Origin of the sequence: Microvirga zambiensis WSM3693 (assembly GCF_016735695.1) — a bacterium.
In the GTDB taxonomy this organism is placed as follows: domain Bacteria; phylum Pseudomonadota; class Alphaproteobacteria; order Rhizobiales; family Beijerinckiaceae; genus Microvirga; species Microvirga zambiensis.
Genome location: NZ_JAERQD010000009.1, coordinates 134725 through 153230, shown reverse-complemented (window position 1 = coordinate 153230; position 18506 = coordinate 134725). Strand labels below are relative to the sequence as shown.

General features: G+C 65.4%; 18 protein-coding genes. 2 read left to right on the top strand and 16 right to left on the bottom strand.

The window, feature by feature from the left end; genetic code table 11:
• Positions 1–546: 546 nt before the first annotated feature.
• From JKL46_RS09925 to cobA, 11 genes are all read right to left on the bottom strand, one after another.
• Entirely contained in the window at positions 547–1779 is a 1233-nt protein-coding gene (locus JKL46_RS09925) for a phenylacetate--CoA ligase family protein (RefSeq protein ID WP_201832420.1), read from the bottom strand.
• Between the two features lie 105 nt (positions 1780–1884).
• Entirely contained in the window at positions 1885–2274 is a 390-nt protein-coding gene (locus JKL46_RS09920; RefSeq protein ID WP_201832419.1) for a DUF805 domain-containing protein, read from the bottom strand.
• A gap of 105 nt (positions 2275–2379) precedes the next feature.
• Complete coding sequence (locus JKL46_RS09915; RefSeq protein WP_201832417.1) at positions 2380–3207, bottom strand: ABC transporter ATP-binding protein; 828 nt, start codon at positions 3205–3207, stop codon at positions 2380–2382.
• A gap of 216 nt (positions 3208–3423) precedes the next feature.
• Complete coding sequence (locus tag JKL46_RS09910; RefSeq protein WP_201832415.1) at positions 3424–4746, bottom strand: ABC transporter substrate-binding protein; 1323 nt, start codon at positions 4744–4746, stop codon at positions 3424–3426.
• Between the two features lie 73 nt (positions 4747–4819).
• A complete protein-coding gene (locus JKL46_RS09905; protein ID WP_201832412.1) occupies positions 4820–5905 on the bottom strand; it encodes an ABC transporter permease subunit in 1086 nt (361 codons plus the stop codon).
• A 13-nt stretch (positions 5906–5918) separates the two neighbouring features.
• A complete protein-coding gene (locus tag JKL46_RS09900) occupies positions 5919–6869 on the bottom strand; it encodes a branched-chain amino acid ABC transporter permease (RefSeq protein WP_246529236.1) in 951 nt (316 codons plus the stop codon).
• Positions 6870–6885: 16 nt separating this feature from the next.
• The gene (locus tag JKL46_RS09895) at positions 6886–7686 is read right to left on the bottom strand and encodes an ABC transporter ATP-binding protein (RefSeq protein ID WP_201832410.1); all 801 of its coding nucleotides are present in this window, start codon (positions 7684–7686) and stop codon (positions 6886–6888) included.
• A gap of 202 nt (positions 7687–7888) precedes the next feature.
• Complete coding sequence (locus JKL46_RS09890) at positions 7889–9877, bottom strand: AMP-dependent synthetase/ligase (RefSeq protein ID WP_201832409.1); 1989 nt, start codon at positions 9875–9877, stop codon at positions 7889–7891.
• A 210-nt stretch (positions 9878–10087) separates the two neighbouring features.
• Positions 10088–10291: a hypothetical protein gene (locus JKL46_RS09885; RefSeq protein WP_201832406.1), complete on the bottom strand. Its 204-nt coding sequence runs from the start codon at positions 10289–10291 to the stop codon at positions 10088–10090.
• A 271-nt stretch (positions 10292–10562) separates the two neighbouring features.
• Positions 10563–11885, bottom strand: coding sequence for a cobyrinic acid a,c-diamide synthase CobB (locus JKL46_RS09880; protein ID WP_201832404.1), 1323 nt, complete (start codon positions 11883–11885; stop codon positions 10563–10565).
• Positions 11882–12676, bottom strand: coding sequence for a uroporphyrinogen-III C-methyltransferase (cobA, locus tag JKL46_RS09875; protein ID WP_201832403.1), 795 nt, complete (start codon positions 12674–12676; stop codon positions 11882–11884). Before cobA ends, JKL46_RS09880 begins: the two co-directional genes overlap by 4 nt.
• Positions 12677–12747: 71 nt before the next feature.
• Here cobA and JKL46_RS09870 point away from each other — a divergent pair, with 71 nt between their 5' ends.
• The gene (locus tag JKL46_RS09870; RefSeq protein WP_201832402.1) at positions 12748–13851 is read left to right on the top strand and encodes a cobalt-precorrin-5B (C(1))-methyltransferase; all 1104 of its coding nucleotides are present in this window, start codon (positions 12748–12750) and stop codon (positions 13849–13851) included.
• Positions 13852–13862: 11 nt separating this feature from the next.
• On the opposite strand, the gene cobM is transcribed toward JKL46_RS09870, so the two are convergent.
• The 3 genes from cobM to cbiE are packed head-to-tail and all read right to left on the bottom strand — an operon-like array spanning position 13863 to position 16230.
• Entirely contained in the window at positions 13863–14636 is a 774-nt protein-coding gene (gene cobM, locus JKL46_RS09865; protein WP_201832401.1) for a precorrin-4 C(11)-methyltransferase, read from the bottom strand.
• The gene (locus JKL46_RS09860; protein WP_246529229.1) at positions 14633–15019 is read right to left on the bottom strand and encodes a cobalamin biosynthesis protein; all 387 of its coding nucleotides are present in this window, start codon (positions 15017–15019) and stop codon (positions 14633–14635) included. Before JKL46_RS09860 ends, cobM begins: the two co-directional genes overlap by 4 nt.
• Positions 15010–16230: a precorrin-6y C5,15-methyltransferase (decarboxylating) subunit CbiE gene (cbiE, locus tag JKL46_RS09855; RefSeq protein WP_201832399.1), complete on the bottom strand. Its 1221-nt coding sequence runs from the start codon at positions 16228–16230 to the stop codon at positions 15010–15012. Before cbiE ends, JKL46_RS09860 begins: the two co-directional genes overlap by 10 nt.
• A 37-nt stretch (positions 16231–16267) precedes the next feature.
• Here cbiE and JKL46_RS09850 point away from each other — a divergent pair, with 37 nt between their 5' ends.
• A complete protein-coding gene (locus JKL46_RS09850) occupies positions 16268–17020 on the top strand; it encodes a cobalt-precorrin-6A reductase (protein WP_201832448.1) in 753 nt (250 codons plus the stop codon).
• On the opposite strand, the gene cobJ is transcribed toward JKL46_RS09850, so the two are convergent.
• Both cobJ and JKL46_RS09840 read right to left on the bottom strand, forming a co-directional pair.
• Positions 17002–17766 carry a precorrin-3B C(17)-methyltransferase gene (gene cobJ / locus JKL46_RS09845; RefSeq protein ID WP_201832398.1) on the bottom strand — a complete coding sequence of 255 codons (765 nt, stop codon included), beginning with the start codon at positions 17764–17766 and terminating at the stop codon, positions 17002–17004. The two genes, JKL46_RS09850 and cobJ, sit on opposite strands and share 19 nt — an antisense overlap.
• Positions 17763–18506, bottom strand: a complete 744-nt coding sequence (locus JKL46_RS09840) for a precorrin-2 C(20)-methyltransferase (protein WP_201832396.1) — start codon at positions 18504–18506, stop codon at positions 17763–17765. Before JKL46_RS09840 ends, cobJ begins: the two co-directional genes overlap by 4 nt.

Genomic DNA, 18506 nt, shown 5'->3' with positions numbered 1-18506 from the left:
CCGCCGTCGGCAGCGACGACAACGACTTCTTCGTGGCGCGCGCAAAGCTGAACTTCAAGTTCGGCACCTACTAAGCGTTCACCACCACTCATAGAAAAGGCCCGGAGCATTCCGGGCCTTTTTTCTTTGATCGCAGTGTAAACCTGCGCGATTTTCAAAGCTGGAAAAGAAAAAGGCCGCGACCGTCCTGCGAGAGGATCTTTGGTCGCGGCCCCGGCCCGTGTTTGCCCCCACGGGAAGCTAAGCCAGACTCCGAAAACGTGACCTCAATGAGGCGTGGGCTTGGCTGTAATAATTTTTGAAAATTCTTTGGAACCTACTTCGGCGATCGGCGTTTATAGGGATCTCCGGTCTTTTTGCCCCTACGGCCGGACACCTTCGAGCACCCGAACGGGTGCTCTTTCTTTTTGAACTTATTGCCTTTTCCGGTCTCTTTCGAATCGCTGACAAGCTTGAGCATAGGAACAGCGTCTCTCCCGTTCAAGGCGCCGAAGCTTGGCCGCTCTTGCATCCCTGCAAAGCCGGCTTGCCGAATAACAGAGCGTATCAGTCATACTTGCGCTCGTCCGCGATGACCTTGCCGTCGTTGGGCAACGTCCCTGGAGCCGCAAAAGCGATCGTGCCTTTCAGTTTGGCGATGCTGTGAAGCGTCGCCCCGACTGCGGAAGCGAGTGCATCGCTCGGCGCGGTGGCCTCTGCATTGAGCGTCATCACATCCGTCTCGCCGTCGCGGGTGACGACGAGGCGCAGGCGGCCGAGTTCAGGGTGACGCCGGCCGATCTCGGCGACCTGCTCCGGTCTCACGAACATGCCCTTGATCTTCGTGGCCTGATCCGCGCGTCCCATCCAACCCTTGATGCGCATGTTGGTTCGTCCGCAGGCGCTCCTGCCCGCCATCGCCGCCGTGAGATCGCCTAACGCGAGACGGATGAAGGGATGATGCGGATCGAGCGTCGTCACGACGATTTCTCCAACCTCGCCTTCCGGCACCGGATCGCCCGTGCCGGGACGAACGATCTCGACGATGATGTCCTCGTTGACGACGAGGCCGTCGCGGGCGGCCGTCTCATAGGCGATGAAGCCGAGATCTGCGGTGGCATAGGCCTGATAGGCTTCGATGCCCTTTGCAGAGAATTCCTCCTGCAGCGATTTCGGGAACGCGGCGCCGGACACGAGCGCCCGCCTGATCGATGAAACGTCTCTGCCTGCAGCTGCGGCACCGTCGAGCAGGATCTTGAGGAAATCCGGCGTGCCGCAATAGGCGACCGGACGATAGGCCTCGATCAGCTCGAATTGCTGCTCCGTGTTGCCGGGACCCGCCGGGATGACAGCGCAGCCGAGAGCGCGCGCTCCGGAATCCATGATGAACCCGCCTGGCGTCAGGTGATAGCTGAAAGTGTTGAGCACCACGTCGCCCCGCCGGAAGCCGGCGGCATAGAGGCCGCGCGCGGAACGCCAGGGATCGGACGCCGCCGATTCCGGCTCGAAGATCGGACCGGGCGAGGTGAAGAGGCGGCCGAACGAGCCCGGCACATCGGAAACGAAACCTCCGAAGGGCAGGGCGGCCTTTTGCAAAGCCGGCAATTCGGCCTTGCGCAGCACGGGCAGCGTCGAGAGTGCGTCACGGTTCGTGATATCCGCAGGATCGATGCCTTTCAACCGTTCGGCATAGGCGGGCGCTCTGGCCGCATGCCGCAGGATGTCCTGCAGGCGCGTGAAAAGAGCGGCTTCGCGCTGGGCGGGATCGCGGGATTCGAGATCGTCGTAGTGATCTGCCAAGAGCCTGCCCTCGCTGAAAGGTTGTTTGCCTCGAGCCTGTCGTCGGCCGGATCCGGGCCCGACGACAGGCGAAAGATGGCGTGCTTCTGCGTCGCGGCAAGAGAATCAGATGCCGGCGCGAAGCGTGTTCGAACGGGATCCTTGCAGCGGGTCGGGTCCAAACCGGTTCGCACCCACCGTTCCTCGCTGGCAGAAGAACACGATCAGGACGATGATGCCGATCACCGGGACGAGGCTGATCAGGAGCCACCAGCCCGACTTGTCCGTGTCGTGCAGGCGTCGTATGCCGGCAGCGACGCTGGGAAGGATGAGCGCCAGTGTGGCGATCAGGTAAAAGACCGGCGTGTCGCCGAAGACGGCTGCATCCAATACGCTCGCCACGATGTTGACGGCCGCCGTGAACAGAAAGAAATACCAGTACTCGGAGCGCTGCGCGCGCCCCGAGAACGTCGCGTATTTGTTGAGACAGGTTTTGACCGCTTGTCCGAAGTCCATTGATTGCCCCCATGAAGAAACCGCGTGAGTCGTCGCGCGCTCACGGGTTTCGACGGTAGAAAATGTTATTATGAAGCGTCAAGTGCATCTCGGTGCACCGCACCCTCATGCCAGCCATCGCTTGCGGCGCTTGTAGCTTTTCACGGCACGGAACGACTTGCGGTCGCCCTCCGACACGCCGAGATAGAACTCCTTCACGTCCTCGTTCTCGCGCAGCATCTGTGCGGGCCCGTCCATCACCACGCGTCCCGTCTCCAGGATGTAGCCGTAGGTGGCGTATTTGAGCGCCATGTTGGTGTTCTGCTCCGCAAGCAGGAAGGACACGCCCTCCGTCGCGTTGAGCTTGTGCACGATCTCGAAGATCTCCTCCACGATCTGCGGCGCCAATCCCATGGACGGCTCGTCCAGCAGGATCATGGAAGGCTTCGACATCATCGCCCGGCCGATGGCGCACATCTGCTGCTCGCCGCCTGACGTGTAGCCCGCCATCGATGTGCGCCGCTGCTTGAGGCGCGGGAAGTATTCGTAGATCGCCTCGATGTCGCGGCGGATGGCGGCATTGCCGTCGCGGCGCGTGAAGGCTCCGGTGAGCAGGTTCTCCTCGATGGTGAGATGGCCGAAGCAGTGGCGGCCTTCGAGAACCTGGATGCAGCCGCGCCGCACCAGCTCGTTGGGCGAGAGCTTGTCGACGCGCTCGCCGTTGAACTCGATCGATCCCTTAGTGACCTCGCCGCGTTCGGCGCGCAGCAGGTTGGAGATCGCTTTCAGGGTAGTGGTCTTGCCGGCGCCGTTCGCGCCGAGCAGAGCGACGATGCCGCCCTTGGGCACATTGAGCGACACGCCCTTCAGCACGAGGATCACGTGGTCGTAGACGACCTCGATGTTGTTGACCGTGAGGACGGTTGCGGGGGCGGGTTGAAGGGCGGCGGTCATCAAATCCTCCCAGCCCTCTCCCCTTCGCGGGAGAGGGTGGCGAACGGAGTGAGCCGGGAGAGGGGCTGTGCTCGACGTCAAACGCCCCCTCTCCCGACCTGCTTTGCAGGTCACCCTCTCCCGCACACAAGTCGGGTGCTCCCGACTTGTGCACCTATCATGCCGATCCCGGGAACACCCGGGATCGGTGGGGAGAGGGTTTAGGTTGCGCTTAAATCAGCTCGCCTTGTCGCAGGCCTCGCTCCGCTTGGGCCAACCGGCGTTCTTCTCGGCATAGTCCTTCGCGGCCGCATCGAGCTGGCCCTTAACCCGGTCGGTCATCGGCTCGATGGGATTCGAGATCTTCACCCATTTCGTGCCGTCCCATTCCTGCATGAAGGCGGCGCGGTGGCCGTTATGGTCCGCGCAGGAGAGGACGAGCTGGTCGGTGAAGCCCTCGAGCCCGAGCGCCTTCAGGCGTGCCGGATCGAGCTTGATGTTCTCCATGCCGCGGCGCACGTCCTCGCCGGTCACGACCTTCTTGCCCGTGAGCTTCTGGGCCTGGGCAATGCCCTCCGCGATCAGCAGCGAGTTGTAGATGCCGCGGTTGTAGAGGAGTTCGCCGACCTTGTCCTTGGGCGCCTTCGACAGGCCCTTGTCGACCACGTGCTTCTGGATGTCCTGGATGGCAGGGAAGTTCGCGCCCACCGCATGCCAGTTGAGCATCTTGAATCCCTTGGCGCCGGCGCCGCCGGCTCGGGCGTCGTCCTCACCGGGCCACCAGACCGAGTAGAACTTGTCGATCGGATAGCCCGAGCGCACGGCTTCCTTCACGGCCGCGCCGTTCATCGAGCCCCAGCCCCACATGATCATGTAGTCGGGCCGGTCGCGGCGGGCGCTGAGCCATTGCGAGGACTGGTTCTGCATGTCCTGCGCGGCGACCGGATAGAGCGCCACCTCGAAGCCGAGTTCCTTCGACAGTTCCTGGAGCAGCGGGATCGGCTCCTTGCCGAAGCTGGCATCGAGATGCAGGAAGCCGATCTTCTTGCCCTTCAGCTTGTCGAGGCCGCCTTCCTTCTCGCCGATATACTTGATGAGCATCGACATGCCGTCCCAATAGGTGGCCGGCGGATTGAAGACCCAGGGGAAGATGTCGCCGCGGGCCGAGGCCGAGAGGCCGTAGGCCATGGACAGGATCGGGATCTTGTCGACGGAAGCGCGCGGGATCAGCGGCAGGGTGATGCCGGTCGACCATGGATTGACGACGACGGGGTTCTTGCCCTTCACCGCTTCATAGCATTCGACGCCCTTCTTGGTGTCGTAGCCGGTCTCGCATTCCTCGAGAACGAGCTTGACGCCGCCGATGCCGCCGTCGCGTTCGTTGAGCATGCGCAGGTAATCGTGCATGCCGTCGGCGATGGGGGTGCCGGATCCGGCGAAGGGGCCGGTGCGGTAGGTGAAGAGGGGCACATAGACGGAGTCCTGCGCAAAGGCAGGTAGCGCCATGCCGGCGAGCATCGTCGCAGCGGCTAATCCAAGACCTAACTTTCGAAACGACATTTCTTCGTTTCCTCCCGTTGCATCGGCCGAGGCCGAATTCTTGTTTCGTGTCTCGTCTCCTTGCGGTCCGCCGTCAGTAGGGGAACGGCCAGACCAGGAGCTTCTGCTTGCCGATCTGCCAGAGCCGCGCGAGGCCGTGCGGTTCGACGATCAGGAAAAAGATGATGAGCGCGCCCACGATCATGAAGCGGAGATGCTCGATGACGTCGGCGGCGACCGAGATTCCGAAGGGCTCGAACATGGCCGGCAGCACGATGCCGAGCACGATCGGCAGGATGAAGATGAGCGCCGCGCCGAAGAACGAGCCGATCAGGCTGCCCAATCCGCCGATGATCACCATGAACAGGATGAAGAAGGACTGGTTGATGTTGAACACGTCGTATTCCGCGCCGCCATACCAGAGGAAGACGAGGAGCGCGCCGGCGACGCCGCAGTAATAGGAAGAGACCGCGAAGGCCAGAAGCTTGGTCTGCAGCGGACGGATGCCCATGAGCTCGGCCGCGAGATCCATGTCGCGGATGGCGATCCACATGCGCCCGATGCGGCCATGGACGAGGTTCGAGGCGATCCAGGTGAGCACGATCACGATGGTCAGCACCACGAGATAGCGCGTCTGCGGCGTGGCGTTCGGACCGATGATCGGGATGCCGAAGAGCGTGCGAAGCGGCGCATCGAGGGCGCCGGAGACGTTGTAGTTGACCAGCCACGGAATGCGGATGAAGCACCATTGCAGGAAGAACTGCGCCGCAAGCGTCGCGACCGCGAGATAGAAGCCCTTGATGCGCAGGGACGGCAGGCCGAAGAGAGCCCCGATGGCGGCGGAGAAGAAGCCGGAGACGAAGATCCAGACGATCACGTTCACGCCCGGAAATGCCGTCATCAGCTTGTAGCAGGCATAGGCGCCCACGCCCATGAAGGCGCCCGTGCCGAGCGACAGCAGACCCGTATAGCCGGTGAGGATGTTGAGCCCGATGGCGGCGAGCGAGAACACCAGGAACGGAATCATCACCGCCTGCAACAGGAAGCTGTTGCCGAGGAAGGCGAGCGCGTAGGCGCCGAGAATGATGATTGCGAGGCCGATCCGGTCCTCGCGCAGGGGGAAGATCGCGCTGTCCGCAACGTAAGTCGTCTTGAACTGGCCGGCCTCGCGGTAGAGCACTGAGGAGGTCTCCCTAAATCCGTTCGATGATCTTTTCGCCGAACAGACCCTGCGGCCTGTAGAGCAGGAAGAGGAGGGCGATCACATAGGCGAGCCAGGTCTCGACACCGCCGCCGACGAGCGGACCCCAGTAGAACTCGCCGATCTTCTCGCCGATGCCGATGATCAGTCCGCCGATGATGGCGCCGGGGATCGAGGTGAAGCCGCCGAGGATGAGGACCGGAAGCGCCTTCAGCGCGATGATCTGGAGCGAGAAGGAAACGCCGGAGCGCGCGCCCCACATGATGCCGGCGACCAGCGCCACGATGCCGGCGGCGAACCATACGATCACCCAGATCTGGTTGAGCGAGATGCCGACCGAGAGCGCTGCCTTGTGGCTGTCGGCCACGGCGCGGAGCGCCCGGCCGATGCGGGTCTTGGAGAAGAAAACGGCCAAAAGGCCGATCATGATCGATGCGATGATGGCCGCGGCGATGTCGAGATGCTGGAAGCGGATCGAGCCGCCGAAGGCATCGATCTCCGTCGTGCCCTGCGGCAGGAAGAGCTGGTCCGTTATCATCTCGCGCGGACTGCCGCCGAAGATCAGCTCACCGAAGCCGATGAGAAAGTATGTCAGCCCGAAGGTCGCCATGAAGAGGATGATGTCGGGCTGGTTGACGAGGGGCCGCAGCACCACGCGCTCCACCACCATGGCGAGCACCAGCATGGCGAGGGCGGCGAGGATGAGCGCGAGGAAGGCCGGCACGCCCTTCTCGTAGAGGCCAACCAGGATCAGGGCCGCGAACACGACCATGATCCCTTGCGCGAAATTGAACACGCCGGAGGCCTTGAAGATCAGCACGAAGCCGAGGGCGATCAATGCATAGAGCACGCCGGAGACGAGGCCTTCCCAGAGAGTCTGGATCAGCAGATCGGGCGCCTCGACCATGAAGAGGAAGGGTTCGATGAAGACCTTGAAGAGCATGTCGATCATCGCGTCCTCAATGCGCCACGCCGAGATAGGCATCGATCACGCGCTGGTCGCCCTTGACCGCGGCCGGTGTGCCGTCGGCGATCTTGCGGCCGTATTCCAGCACCACGACCCGGTCGGAGAGGTCCATCACCACGCCCATGTCGTGCTCGATGAGGGCGATGGTGGTGCCGTATTGCTGGTTCACCTCGAGGATGAAGCGCGACATGTCTTCCTTTTCTTCCAGGTTCATGCCGGCCATGGGCTCGTCGAGCAGCAGCAGCTCCGGCTCCATGGCAAGCGCGCGCCCGAGCTCGACCCGCTTCTGCAGGCCGTAGGGGAGGCGGCCAACGGGGGTCTTCCTGATGTGCTGGATCTCGAGGAAGTCGATGATCTCCTCGACGAAGCGGCGATGCTCGACCTCCTCCTTCATGGCCGGGCCGTGGCGGAAGAGCTGCCAGAAGAAGTTCGAATGCATCTTGATCGAGCGGCCGGCCATGATGTTGTCCAGCGTCGACATGCTCTTGAACAAAGCGACGTTCTGGAACGTGCGGGCGATGCCGCCGCGCGCCGCCACATAGGGGCGCATCTTCGGCCGCTTCACGCCTTTGAAGGTGATGCGTCCTTCCGTCGGATAATAGAAGCCGTTGATGCAGTTGAGCATCGAGGTCTTGCCGGCGCCATTCGGCCCGATGATGGCGCGGATCTCGCTCTTGCGGATGTCGAAGGACACATCGGTCAGCGCCTTCACGCCGCCGAAGCCGAGAGACACGTTGTCGACGGCAAGCAGTACGTCGCCCTTGGCGAGCAGGGGATTATCGGGCGCTCTCATGAGTGGGCTCCCCAAATCCCTCCCCCCTTGTGGGGGAGGGTAGGGAGGGGGGTAGCGCGCGAGGCGCGCCTCGCGAAGCGAAGATCGTCTAGTAGACTGGCGCTAGACATATGACCGGCGGTGGATCCGTACCCCCCTCTCCATCTCTCCCCCACAAGGGGGGAGAGGGCTATGTCGTGGTTCGAGCGTGAGATAAAAACAATCATTCTGCGGCCTCCAGAACGTGCCCGGATGCCGATGCCGGATGAACCTTCATATCCCTGATCTTCACCCGCGCGGAGATCACGCCCTTGCGCCCGTCCTCGAAGGTGACTTCGGTCGAGATGTCGGCCTCTGACGAGCCATCGTAGAGCGCCTGGATGAGTGGCGCGTAGCGCTCCGCAATGAAGCCTCGGCGGACCTTCTGCGTGCGCGTCAACTCGCCATCGTCGGCATCGAGCTCCTTGTGCAGGATGAGAAAGCGCTTGATCTGCGCGCCGCCCATGCGCGGCTCCGCGGCGACCGAGCGGTTCACCTCGTCCACATGCTTCTCGATCATGTCATAGACGAGCGGATGGCCCGCCAGCTCTTGGTAGGAGGCATAGGTGACGCCGTTGCGCTCGGCCCAGTTGCTCACCGCCACGAGGTCGATGTTGATGAAGGCGGCGACATGGTCGCGCCCATCGCCGAAGCAGACCGCTTCCTTGATGTTGGGGTAGAACTTCAGCTTGTTCTCGACGTATTTCGGCGGGAACAGCGCGCCGTCGCGCATCTTGCCCACGTCCTTCGCCCGATCGATGATCTTCAAATGGCCGCTCGCGTCGAAGAAACCGGCGTCGCCGGAATGCACGAAGCCGTCCGGCGTCTTCGTCTCCGCGGTCTTCTCGTCATCCTTGTAATAGCCCACGAACACGCCGGGCGAGCGATAGAGAACCTCGCCGTTGTCGGCGATGCGGATCTCGACCTGTGGTGCGGGGCGGCCGACCGTGTCGGCGCGGATCTCGCCGTTCGGCTGCATGGTGATGTAGACGGAAGCCTCCGTCTGCCCGTAGAGCTGCTTCAGGTTCACGCCGATGGAGCGGTAGAAGCGGAAGATCTCCGGCCCGATGGCCTCGCCCGCCGTATAGCCGACCTTGACCCGGGTCATGCCGAAGCGATTGCGCAAAGGCGCATAGACGAGCACGTTGCCGACCTGCCAGAGGAGGCGGTCCCACAGGCCGACGCCGGGCTCCTTGTTCAGGATCTTCTCGCCGACCTTGTTGGCATGGTTGATGAAGGTGTGGAACATGCGCCGCTTGAGAGCCCCCGCATCCTCGATGCGCACCATGGTGAGCGTCAGCATGCTCTCGAAGATACGCGGCGGCGCGAAGACGTATGTCGCACCGATCTCGCGCCGGTCCTCCGCCACGGTTTCCGGGCTCTCCGGGCAATTCACGCACAGGCCGGCGAGAAACGCCTGTGCATAGGAGAAGATGTGGTCGCCGACCCAGGCGATCGGCAGGTAGGCCATGATCTCGTCGGTCTCGTCGAGCCTGTCGAAATCGCAGCCGATCTCGGCAGCGGCGATCACCGCGTCGGATGTCAGCATCACGCCCTTCGGGCGTCCGGTCGTGCCGGAGGTGTAGAGGATGATGGCGAGATCTGCGCCCTTGCCGTCCTGCAGCGCGCGCTCGATGTCTTCAGCCTCGTGCGGCTCGGTGAGACGCGCGCGGCCTTCCTCGACGACGGACTGGATCGAATGCAGGCGGCTGTGATCGTAGTCGCGCAGGCCCTTCTGTTCGTCGTAGAGAACATGCTTGAGCTGCGGCAGCTGCTCCGACACGGAGAGGATCTTGTCGACCTGCTCCTGGTCCTGCACGGCCGCGTGGGTCACCTCGGCATGATTGAGCACATAGGCCATCTCATCCGCGACCGAATCCGCGTAGACCGGAATCGGGATCGCGCCGAGCCATTGGGCTGCGGCTATGGTCCAGTAGAGATAGGGACGGTTGTAGCCGACGATGGCGATCTTGCCGCCGCGCTCCAGGCCGAGGGATCGCAGGCCGCTCGCATAGGCGCGGACGATCTCGTGCACCTCACCCCAGGTCCAGGATTGCCAGATGCCGAGATCCTTGTGCCGAAACGCGGTACGGTTCGCTCGGGTACGCGCGTTGCGCACCAGGAGCTTGGGAAATGTGTCCGCGCGCGCATCCGCAGCCGTCGTCAACGGCATTCCTCCCTGACACCCGCGCGCCGTGGCAGCGCGGTCTGGCTCCGTTCCCTCTGACGCATGATCGATGTCATGCGTCCCTGCCGATCTGACCCGGCAGTGCCCTTTTCGGGCTCGTTTGAAGGTATTCTGTCGTGCCGGTCAGGGGACGGCAAGGTGCCGTCACCCGCTACCATGGGCTAATAGTCGGGCGACGGAGGAACGCAGCGAATCCTAAGGCACGGCCGTGTGGGATGCCGGTTCGATTTCGTCGGGTTTGACGAGGTGCTCGATGCCGACCGTGTTCTTGATCCGATACAGGGGAGCATCGTCTTCTTCCGAGACGAGGCAGATGATGCAATAGGTGCGGTGGTCCCCGTGGCTCGAGGTAGATCTCGCGATCCGAACGAGCTGTCCGATATGGAATGCCTCTTTCACCGGCTCCTCCAAGACCCTGGGATGCGATGAACGGAAACTCGATGGCAGCAGGCCCATCAGGAATCTTGCCTGCCGACCGTCAAGCTTGATCGTTCTCCCCGACCCCTTCCGGGTTGCGGCTCGGATGAAGAAGGACGCCTGAGGCGAAACGATGGCATTGATCGTCTCTTCCCGGCGCTACGGCACAATGCCGCTCCTCGGTCCGAGGGTATTGGCAGGAGAATACGAACCGCCTCGGGGCGCATTAACATGCGATAATTCGCCTGCAACCTCAGCCAAGCGCGATGACGTGGAAGAAGCTGCCGGTGACCTGCCTGTTGCGATGGCCGGCGGAGCCAAGGTCGTTGCCCTCCGCATCCGTGATCGTGGCGAAGGCTGCCCCGGGTGATGTGTCGCTGGAGACCACCGAGGCGTAGTGGAACTCATGGCCGACGAGGCATTGTCCCGCTGCGCCCAGCATGCCGCCTTCGGCAAGACGTGCGACCCGGTAGCCGAGATGCATCCGGCGTTTGGCATAGCTCGTCTCGACCGGCAGGAGGCCGGCCATGGGATGCACGACCCCGTCGCCGTCCTCGAGAGAGCGGCCGAGCACCATGTAGCCTCCACATTCGCCATGAACAGGCTTCGCCTCAGCGAAGCTTCGCAGCCCGGCGAGGAAGCGCTCCGCAGCAGCGATGCGGCCGGCATGCAGCTCCGGATAACCGCCCGGCAGCCAGCAGGCATCGCAATCGGCGGGCGGAGGTTCGTCGGCCAGGGGAGAGAAGGGGACGATTTCGGCACCGGCCGCGCGCCAGCCGGCGAGCACATGCGGGTAGACGAAGGAGAAGGCGCGGTCGGCGGCGAGCGCGATGCGGTGTCCCGGCGGCGGCAGGGACTTGGCCCCGCCATCCGAATCGAGGCGCGTGGGACCGGCGAGAGCCATGAGCCGGTCGAGGTCGATGGCGCTTTCCACCGCATCGGCGAGGCGCTCGAGTCTGCTGTCGAGCTCCTCGGTCTCGCCGGCCTGGACGAGGCCGAGATGGCGCTCGGGCAGGGTCAGGTCGGCGTTGCGCATCAGCGCACCGAGCACCGGCAGCCCGATGCGGGCCATGCCGTCCTCCACCAGCCTGCGGTGGCGCTCGCTCGCGACCTTGTTCAGGATCACGCCGGCGATGTCGATGCGCGGGTCGAAGCGGGCGCAGCCGAGCGCTACCGCCGCGGCCGATTGCGCATGGCCGGAGACGTCGAGCACGAGAACCACCGGCCAGCCGAAGAGGGCAGCGATGTCGGCGCTGGCCCCCGTGCGGCCGCTCTCCTGGCGGATGCCGTCGAAGAGGCCCATGGAGCCTTCCGCGACGACGAGGCCGGCCGAGCGGGCAGCCTCCGAGACGATGGCGCCGAGGAGAGGGCGGCTCATGGCGAAGCTGTCAAGGTTGAAGCTTGGGAACCCGGTTGCCGCCGCATGGAAGGCGGGATCGATATAGTCCGGACCGCATTTCATGCCACGAATGCTCATTCCACGTCGAGCGAGCGCCCGCTGAAGGCCGAGCACGATTGTCGTCTTGCCCGATCCCGAGCGCGGCGCGGCGACGAGGAGGCCGGGACCGAGGCTCACTGGGCCGCCTCGCTGCCGAATTCGAGCAGATGATTGGCGATGGCTGAGCGGAACGCGGCGATGGCGCCGATGGCGACGATGGCCGGGGATCGGATGAGGCCCTCTTCCGCGAGCTTCGGCAGGGTCGCGAGCGTGGCCTCGATCACGCATTCCTTCGAAGTCGTGGCGCCATGCACGGCCAAGGCCGGCGTGTCGCCGGAAAGCCCGCCCTCCATGAGGCCCTTCACGATCGAGGGGAGGCTCGACACGGCCATGTAGAGCACGATGGGAGCGCCGGTGCGGGCAAGCGACGCCCATTCGATCTCGGCGTCAGGCGCGGCATGGCCGGTGGCGAGGATCACCGCATGGTTCGTCTTGCGGATCGTCGCCGGAACGCCATGGATGGCGAGCGAAGCAAGCCCGCTCGACACGCCGGGGATGATGCGGAAGGGAATGCCGGCGTCCGAGAGGGCAAGAGCTTCCTCGCCGCCGCGCCCGAAGATGAAGGGATCGCCGCCTTTGAGCCGCAACACCCGTTTGCCCTCGCGGGCGAGCCGGATCAGCCGCTCGCAGATATCCCTTTGAATGGCCGAGGGCTTGCCTCCGCGCTTGCCGGCAAATTCGAGCAGAGCACCCTCGCGGGCAAAGGACAGCACCGCCGGGTCGACGAGGGCGTCGTAGACGATCACATCCGCTGTAGCGAGAGCGTTCAAGGCATGGATCGTGAGCAGGCCGGGATCGCCTGGGCCGGCGCCCACGAGCCAGACCGTGCCCGGAGCGAAGGGAGGCGAGAGGCGGGACAGGGCGGTCATGCGGATCTCCGGTCGTGACCGGCTATCCCGGGATTGCTATCGGAATTCATGGGGACGTTGTAAGAGGGCGCATGGACGAGAGTAAACCCGCCGGACCGTTGCGCCGTGGCTGGACCACGGGCGCCTGCGCGACGGCGGCGGCCAAGGCGGCGTATCTGGGCTGGCAGACCGGCGGCTTTCCCGACCTCGTCGAGATCGCCCTTCCTGGCGGTGCAAGGCCGGCCTTCTCCCTCGCCATCCACGAGTTTTGCGAGGGCGGCGCGCGGGCCGGAATCGTCAAGGATGCAGGCGACGATCCGGATGTGACCCATGGCGCCCTGGTGATCGCCACGATCCGCTCCGGGGTGCCCGGATCCGGCGTGACCTTCCGGGCCGGCGAGGGCGTCGGCACGGTTACCCGCGCCGGGCTCCCCCTGCCGCCGGGCGAACCCGCCATCAATCCGGCCCCCCGCCAGATGATCCGCGACAACCTGGAGGAGGTCGCCCGCAACGTCGGTGGACCGATAGATATCGAGGTCGAGATTTCCATCCCGGGCGGCGAGGCGATTGCGCAGAAGACGCTCAATCCGCGTCTCGGCATCCTCGGCGGGTTGTCGATCCTCGGCACCACCGGCGTGGTGGTTCCCTATTCCTGCTCGGCCTGGATCCACAGCATCTATCGCGGCATCGATGTCGCCCGCGCCGGCGGCCTCGACCACGTGGCCGGAGCGACCGGCTCGACCTCCGAGAAGGCCGTGCAGGCCCTCTACGATCTGCCCGAGCAGGCCCTCATCGACATGGGCGATTTCGCGGGCGGCATGCTGAAATACCTGCGCCGCAACCCGGTGCCGAAGGTCACCATCGCCGGCGGCATCGCCAAGATGACCAAGCTCGGGCAGGGCCTGCTCGATCTCCATTCGCGCTCCGGCGCCGTCGATCTCGCATGGCTCGCGGAGCGTCTGGCGGAAACGGGGGCCGAGCCTGCCGTCGTCGAGCGGACGCGGGGCGCCAATACGGCGCTCGAGGTCCTGGAGATCGCGAACAGGTTGAACCTGCCGCTCGGCGATATCGTGGCGCAGTATGCCTGGCGCACGGCTGCGAAGGCCCTGCGCGGCGCCGAGATCGCCCTCGAAATCATCGTGTTCGACCGCGACGGACAACGCGTCGGCCGCATGCCGTTCCATCCGGTCGCCTAATCGTTCGTGGCTCATCGGACATCCCCGCCGGCATTGGGGCGGAAGCGCCGGTCGTAATCGGTCGAATAGAGGGCGCTGTCGCTAAAATCCTTCGCCGCAAGCGTCCGCCCCACCAGGATCAGGGCGGTGCGCTCGAGCTTCTCGGCGCGGACCATCGCGGCAATCGTCGAAAGCGTTCCCTTGATCACCCGCTCGTCCGGCCACGAGGCACGCCAGACGACGGCGGCGGGACAATCGGCGCCGTAGAACGGTAGCAGGTCCTCGACCACCTGTTCGATCACGTGGATCGACAGGTGAATGGCGAGCGTCGCCTTCGTCTGGGCGAAGACGGCAAGGCGCTCCGTCTCCGGCACGCTGGAGGCGCGGCCGGAGGTGCGGGTGAGCACCAGCGATTGCCCAACCTCCGGAACGGTCAGTTCGCGCTCCAAAGCTGCTGCAGCCGCGGCGAAGGCGGGAACGCCCGGAGTGATCGTATAAGGAATGCCGAGCGCATCGAGGCGCCGCAGCTGCTCGCCCATGGCGCTCCAGATCGAGAGGTCACCGGAATGGAGCCGCGCCACGTCCTCGCCCCGCTCGTGCGCCCGCACATATTCGGCGGTGATGGCGTCGAGATCGAGGGGAGCGGTGTCGACCAGCCTGACGCCGGGCGGGCACCAAGAGAGGATCTCCGGCGGTACGATCGAGCCGGCATAGAGGCAGACGGGACAGCGCTCGACGAGCGAGCGCCCGCGCACGGTGATGAGGTCGGCGGCGCCGGGGCCCGCTCCGATGAAGTGGACTTTCATGAGCCGGTCTCCGGGCGGGCGAGGGCGCAGGTGGCGGATGTGGAGGCGATGCGCTCCAGGATGAGGTAGGCATGCGGCCCGGCGGCGGCGAGCGCCGCCGCTTCAGCGACCGAGCCTACTCCATGCGCCGCGACGGAGCGCGCGGATTGCGTGCGCACGCGTGGCGCCGTTGCGGCGAGGGCGGGCGCGGCGACCGGCATCGCCGTTGCGTTGAGACGGTGCGCCGCTTCCCGGAACGCCGGCGTCTCCGCGAGGACATCGACGGTCGCAAGCCTGCTCAAGTCATCGCGCGCAAGCGACGCGCGGGCAAGGGCGAGCTCCACGAGAGCCACGATCTCGTCCGCTGCGACGCTGCGCCTAAATCCGATGCCGGCTACGACCATGGCTTCGTCACCACCCATTGCGTGACGGGCATCGCCGCCCGCCAGCCCTGCATGCCGCCGACGGGCTCGAGACGTGAGACCGCGAGGCGCCGCATCGTGCCGCCATGCTGCGCATAGTGCGAGCCGAGCAGCGTCTCGGTTTCCAGCGTGACCGCATTGACGACGAGGCGTCCGCCGGGCTTCAGCGCCGCCCAGGCCGTCTCGAACACGCCTGCTTCCGACGCGCCGCCGCCGATGAAGACCGCATCCGGCGCCGGCAGATCGGCCAAGGCTTCCGGTGCCTGGCCGACGCGGATATCGAGCGCCGTCGCGCCGAGTGCCTGAGCATTGCGGCGCGCCCGCCCTGCGCGCTCCTCGCGTTCCTCGATCCCTATGCAGCGGTTGCGCGGATGGCGCAGGCACCATTCGATGCCGATGGAGCCGGCGCCGAGGCCGATGTCCCACAGCAATTCGCCGGCCCTCGGCGCCAGGGCTGAAAGCGTGAGTGCGCGGATCTCCGCCTTGGTGAGCTGACCGTCATTCTCGAAGAAGGAATCGGGCAGGCCGGGTGAGAGGGTGACGACTCGCGCATCATGAGCGGCCACTACTTCTACGGCGACAGTGTTGAGTGCATCGATATCGGCGATGTCGAACCCATCCGCGACGGCGCTTCGGACGTGCTCGCGCGGTCCGCCCATGGCTTCGAGCACAGTGATGGCCGAGGCGCCCATCCCGCGCGCGCTCAACAGCTCCGCGAGCCTGCCTGGAGTCGAACCATCCCAGGAGAGCGTGAGGATGCGGGCGCCCGGCTGCAGGTACGGGACGATCCGCTCCAGCGCCCGTCCGTGCAGGCTCACGCAGTCGCAATCCGGCAGCGACCAGCCCATGCGCGTCGCGGCGAGGCTGAAGGCGGATGGCTGCGGATGGCAGAGGATCTCGTCGGCCGGGACGAGCCGCGCCAATTCCGCGCCGACGCCGTAATGGAACGGGTCGCCGGTGGCGAGGACGCAGGTCGGTCGGCCGCGGCGGGCGAGAACGATCGAATAGCCGTCGGCGAAGGGGCTTGGCCAGGTAAGCGTTTCGGCTTTGAGAGGTGCAGCCAGCGCGAGATGGCGCGCGCCGCCGATCACGAACTCCGCTCGATCGAGCGCGTCGAGCGCGGCTGGCGAGAGCCCGGCACGGCCATTCTCGCCGATGCCGATGATGGTGAGCCAGGGAGCGGTCGTCGCCATGCTCGACTCGATCCTAGAATTGAGGGAAAAGGAGGCCATGCGCATCCTCATTCTGGGCGGGACGACGGAAGCCTCCGCGCTTGCGGGGCTGCTCGCCGAAAATCCCTGTTTCAGCCCGCTCCTGTCCATGGCCGGACGCACCAGCGACCCGCGTCCCCTGCCGATCCCGACCCGCATCGGCGGCTTCGGCGGCGTGGTGGGGCTTGCCCGTTTTCTTCGGGACGAAAGGATCGAGGCGGTGGTCGACGCGACGCATCCCTTCGCGGCCGTAATGTCCCGCAATGCGGCTGCAGCCTGCGCTGAGACCGATGTGCCGCTGCTTGCCCTGCGTCGCCCGCCGTGGGAGCCGCAGGAAGGCGACCGATGGATCGAAGCCGCGTCGATGGAGGATGCCGTCCGGGCGCTGGGAGAGGTGCCACGCCGCGTCTTTCTCACTGTCGGACGTCTTGAACTCACGCCCTTCGCCTTCGCGCCGCAGCACACTTATCTCGTGCGCACCATCGAGCCCATCGGCGACGCGCTGCCGGTGCCGAACGTGATCGCTATCCGCGACCGCGCGCCTTTCGATGAGGTGGCCGAGCGCGCGCTGATGCGGCGCGAGCGCGTCGATGTGGTGGTGACGAAGAACTCCGGCGGAGCGGCGACCTATCCCAAGATCGCGGCGGCGCGCGCACTCGGCCTGCCGGTCATCGTCGTGGCGCGGCCGGAAAAGCCCCGCGACGTGGCCGAAGTCGCCACTGCGGAAGCGGCGTTCGATTGGCTGGAGACTCTTCATCGCGGCACTCCATAAAAGCGCGGAGTGTAGACGTAAGGCGAAATATCTTCCCCTCGATCGATCAGCCGCGTCGTGGTGGCGCCAATGATCACCAATGTCGACATATCGGCCATGGAGGCTTCGACTTTCGAGAGCGGCATGATCGCAATCCGCTCGTCCGGGCGCATCACGGCGCGCGCCAGGATGATCGGCGTGTCGGGGCCTCGCGTCTCCGTAGCGATCTTGAAAGCCGCGCCAAGCTGCCAGGGCCGGGCGGACGAGATCGGGTTGTAGAGCGCCACGACGAAATCGGCCGTGAGCGCGGCGCGCAGCCGTGCCTCGACGATTTCCCACGGCTTCAAATTGTCCGAGAGCGACATGGCGCAGAAATCGCCGCCGAGCGGCGCGCCGACGCGGGCCGCAGCCCCCAGCATGGCCGTGATGCCGGGCTCGACGCGGATGTCGAGGCTGCGCCATTCGGGATCGCCGCTCTCGACCGCCTCGAAGACGGCGGCGGCCATGGCGAAGACGCCAGGATCGCCGCCGGAAACCACGGCAACGCGCGCACCTTTCGCCGCGAGATCGAGGGCGAAGCGCGCGCGGTCGAGTTCGACGCGGTTATCGGATGAATGGCGGCGCTGGTCCGCCCGTTCCGGCACGCGGTCCACATAGGGGCCGTAGCCGACGAGATCGGTGGCGCAGGCGAGCGCCTCCGATGCCGCCGGCGTCAGCCAGCGTGGATCGCTCGGGCCGAGGCCGACGATTGTGAGAAGGCCCGTCATACGCGCCTCCCTTGCCCCGGCACCAGGATCAGCGAGAAATAGGGCGCGTCGAAATCCTCCGGCAATTGGGGCAGAGGAACGATCTTTTCCTCCGCCATGGTCGCGCGCTCGACATAGATCGCACGTTCCAGGAGGCCTGCGGATTTCAGCGCTGCGCGGACCTTCGGCAGGTTGCGACCGAGCTTCATCACCACGGCCGCGTCGGTGCCGGAGAGGCGGCGGGTCAGCTCCGCCTCGGGCAGGGTTCCGGGCACCACGGTAAGCACGTCGTCACCCCAGGTGATCGGCGCGCCGGCACGGGTCCAGGCGCCTGACATGGCTGTGACAGCCGGTACCACTTCAATTGGAATACGGTCCTTCAGCCGCCACCACAGATGCATGAAGGAGCCGTAGAAGAAGGGATCGCCCTCGCAGAGAACGGCCACGACGCGTCCGGCCTCGACCTCGGCGATGAGACGTGACGCCGCCTCCTCGTAGAAAGGATTGAGAGCGGCCGCGTAATCGGGATGCTCGGCCGGGATCTCGGTGGTCACCGGATAGGCGAGGGCGATTTCCCGTTCCGGGTTCTGGCCGACGATGGCATCGGCAATGCTGCGCGCGTTGCCGCGCCGTCCGCGCTTGCAGAAATGGACGAGCCGGTCGGCGCTCTCCAGCACCTTGCGGGCGCGCACGGTCATGTAGTCCGGGTCGCCGGGGCCGAGGCCTAGACCGAAGAGGCGGATGGGAGCCTGAGTCGTCAT

Bases quoted from the DNA above. Each gene is read 5' to 3' on its own strand.
- JKL46_RS09840 (WP_201832396.1), bottom strand. From the start codon at position 18,506: ATGACGACTCAGGCTCCCATCCGCCTCTTCGGTCTAGGCCTCGGCCCC.
- JKL46_RS09850 (WP_201832448.1), top strand. From the start codon at position 16,268: ATGCGCATCCTCATTCTGGGCGGGACGACGGAAGCCTCCGCGCTTGCG.
- cobJ (WP_201832398.1), bottom strand. From the start codon at position 17,766: ATGACGGGCCTTCTCACAATCGTCGGCCTCGGCCCGAGCGATCCACGC.
- JKL46_RS09890 (WP_201832409.1), bottom strand. From the start codon at position 9,877: ATGCCGTTGACGACGGCTGCGGATGCGCGCGCGGACACATTTCCCAAG.
- JKL46_RS09920 (WP_201832419.1), bottom strand. From the start codon at position 2,274: ATGGACTTCGGACAAGCGGTCAAAACCTGTCTCAACAAATACGCGACG.
- JKL46_RS09910 (WP_201832415.1), bottom strand. From the start codon at position 4,746: ATGTCGTTTCGAAAGTTAGGTCTTGGATTAGCCGCTGCGACGATGCTC.
- JKL46_RS09860 (WP_246529229.1), bottom strand. From the start codon at position 15,019: ATGGTCGTAGCCGGCATCGGATTTAGGCGCAGCGTCGCAGCGGACGAG.
- JKL46_RS09870 (WP_201832402.1), top strand. From the start codon at position 12,748: ATGGACGAGAGTAAACCCGCCGGACCGTTGCGCCGTGGCTGGACCACG.
- JKL46_RS09895 (WP_201832410.1), bottom strand. From the start codon at position 7,686: ATGAGAGCGCCCGATAATCCCCTGCTCGCCAAGGGCGACGTACTGCTT.
- JKL46_RS09900 (WP_246529236.1), bottom strand. From the start codon at position 6,869: ATGCTCTTCAAGGTCTTCATCGAACCCTTCCTCTTCATGGTCGAGGCG.
- cbiE (WP_201832399.1), bottom strand. From the start codon at position 16,230: ATGGCGACGACCGCTCCCTGGCTCACCATCATCGGCATCGGCGAGAAT.
- cobA (WP_201832403.1), bottom strand. From the start codon at position 12,676: ATGACCGCCCTGTCCCGCCTCTCGCCTCCCTTCGCTCCGGGCACGGTC.
- JKL46_RS09915 (WP_201832417.1), bottom strand. From the start codon at position 3,207: ATGACCGCCGCCCTTCAACCCGCCCCCGCAACCGTCCTCACGGTCAAC.
- cobM (WP_201832401.1), bottom strand. From the start codon at position 14,636: ATGAAAGTCCACTTCATCGGAGCGGGCCCCGGCGCCGCCGACCTCATC.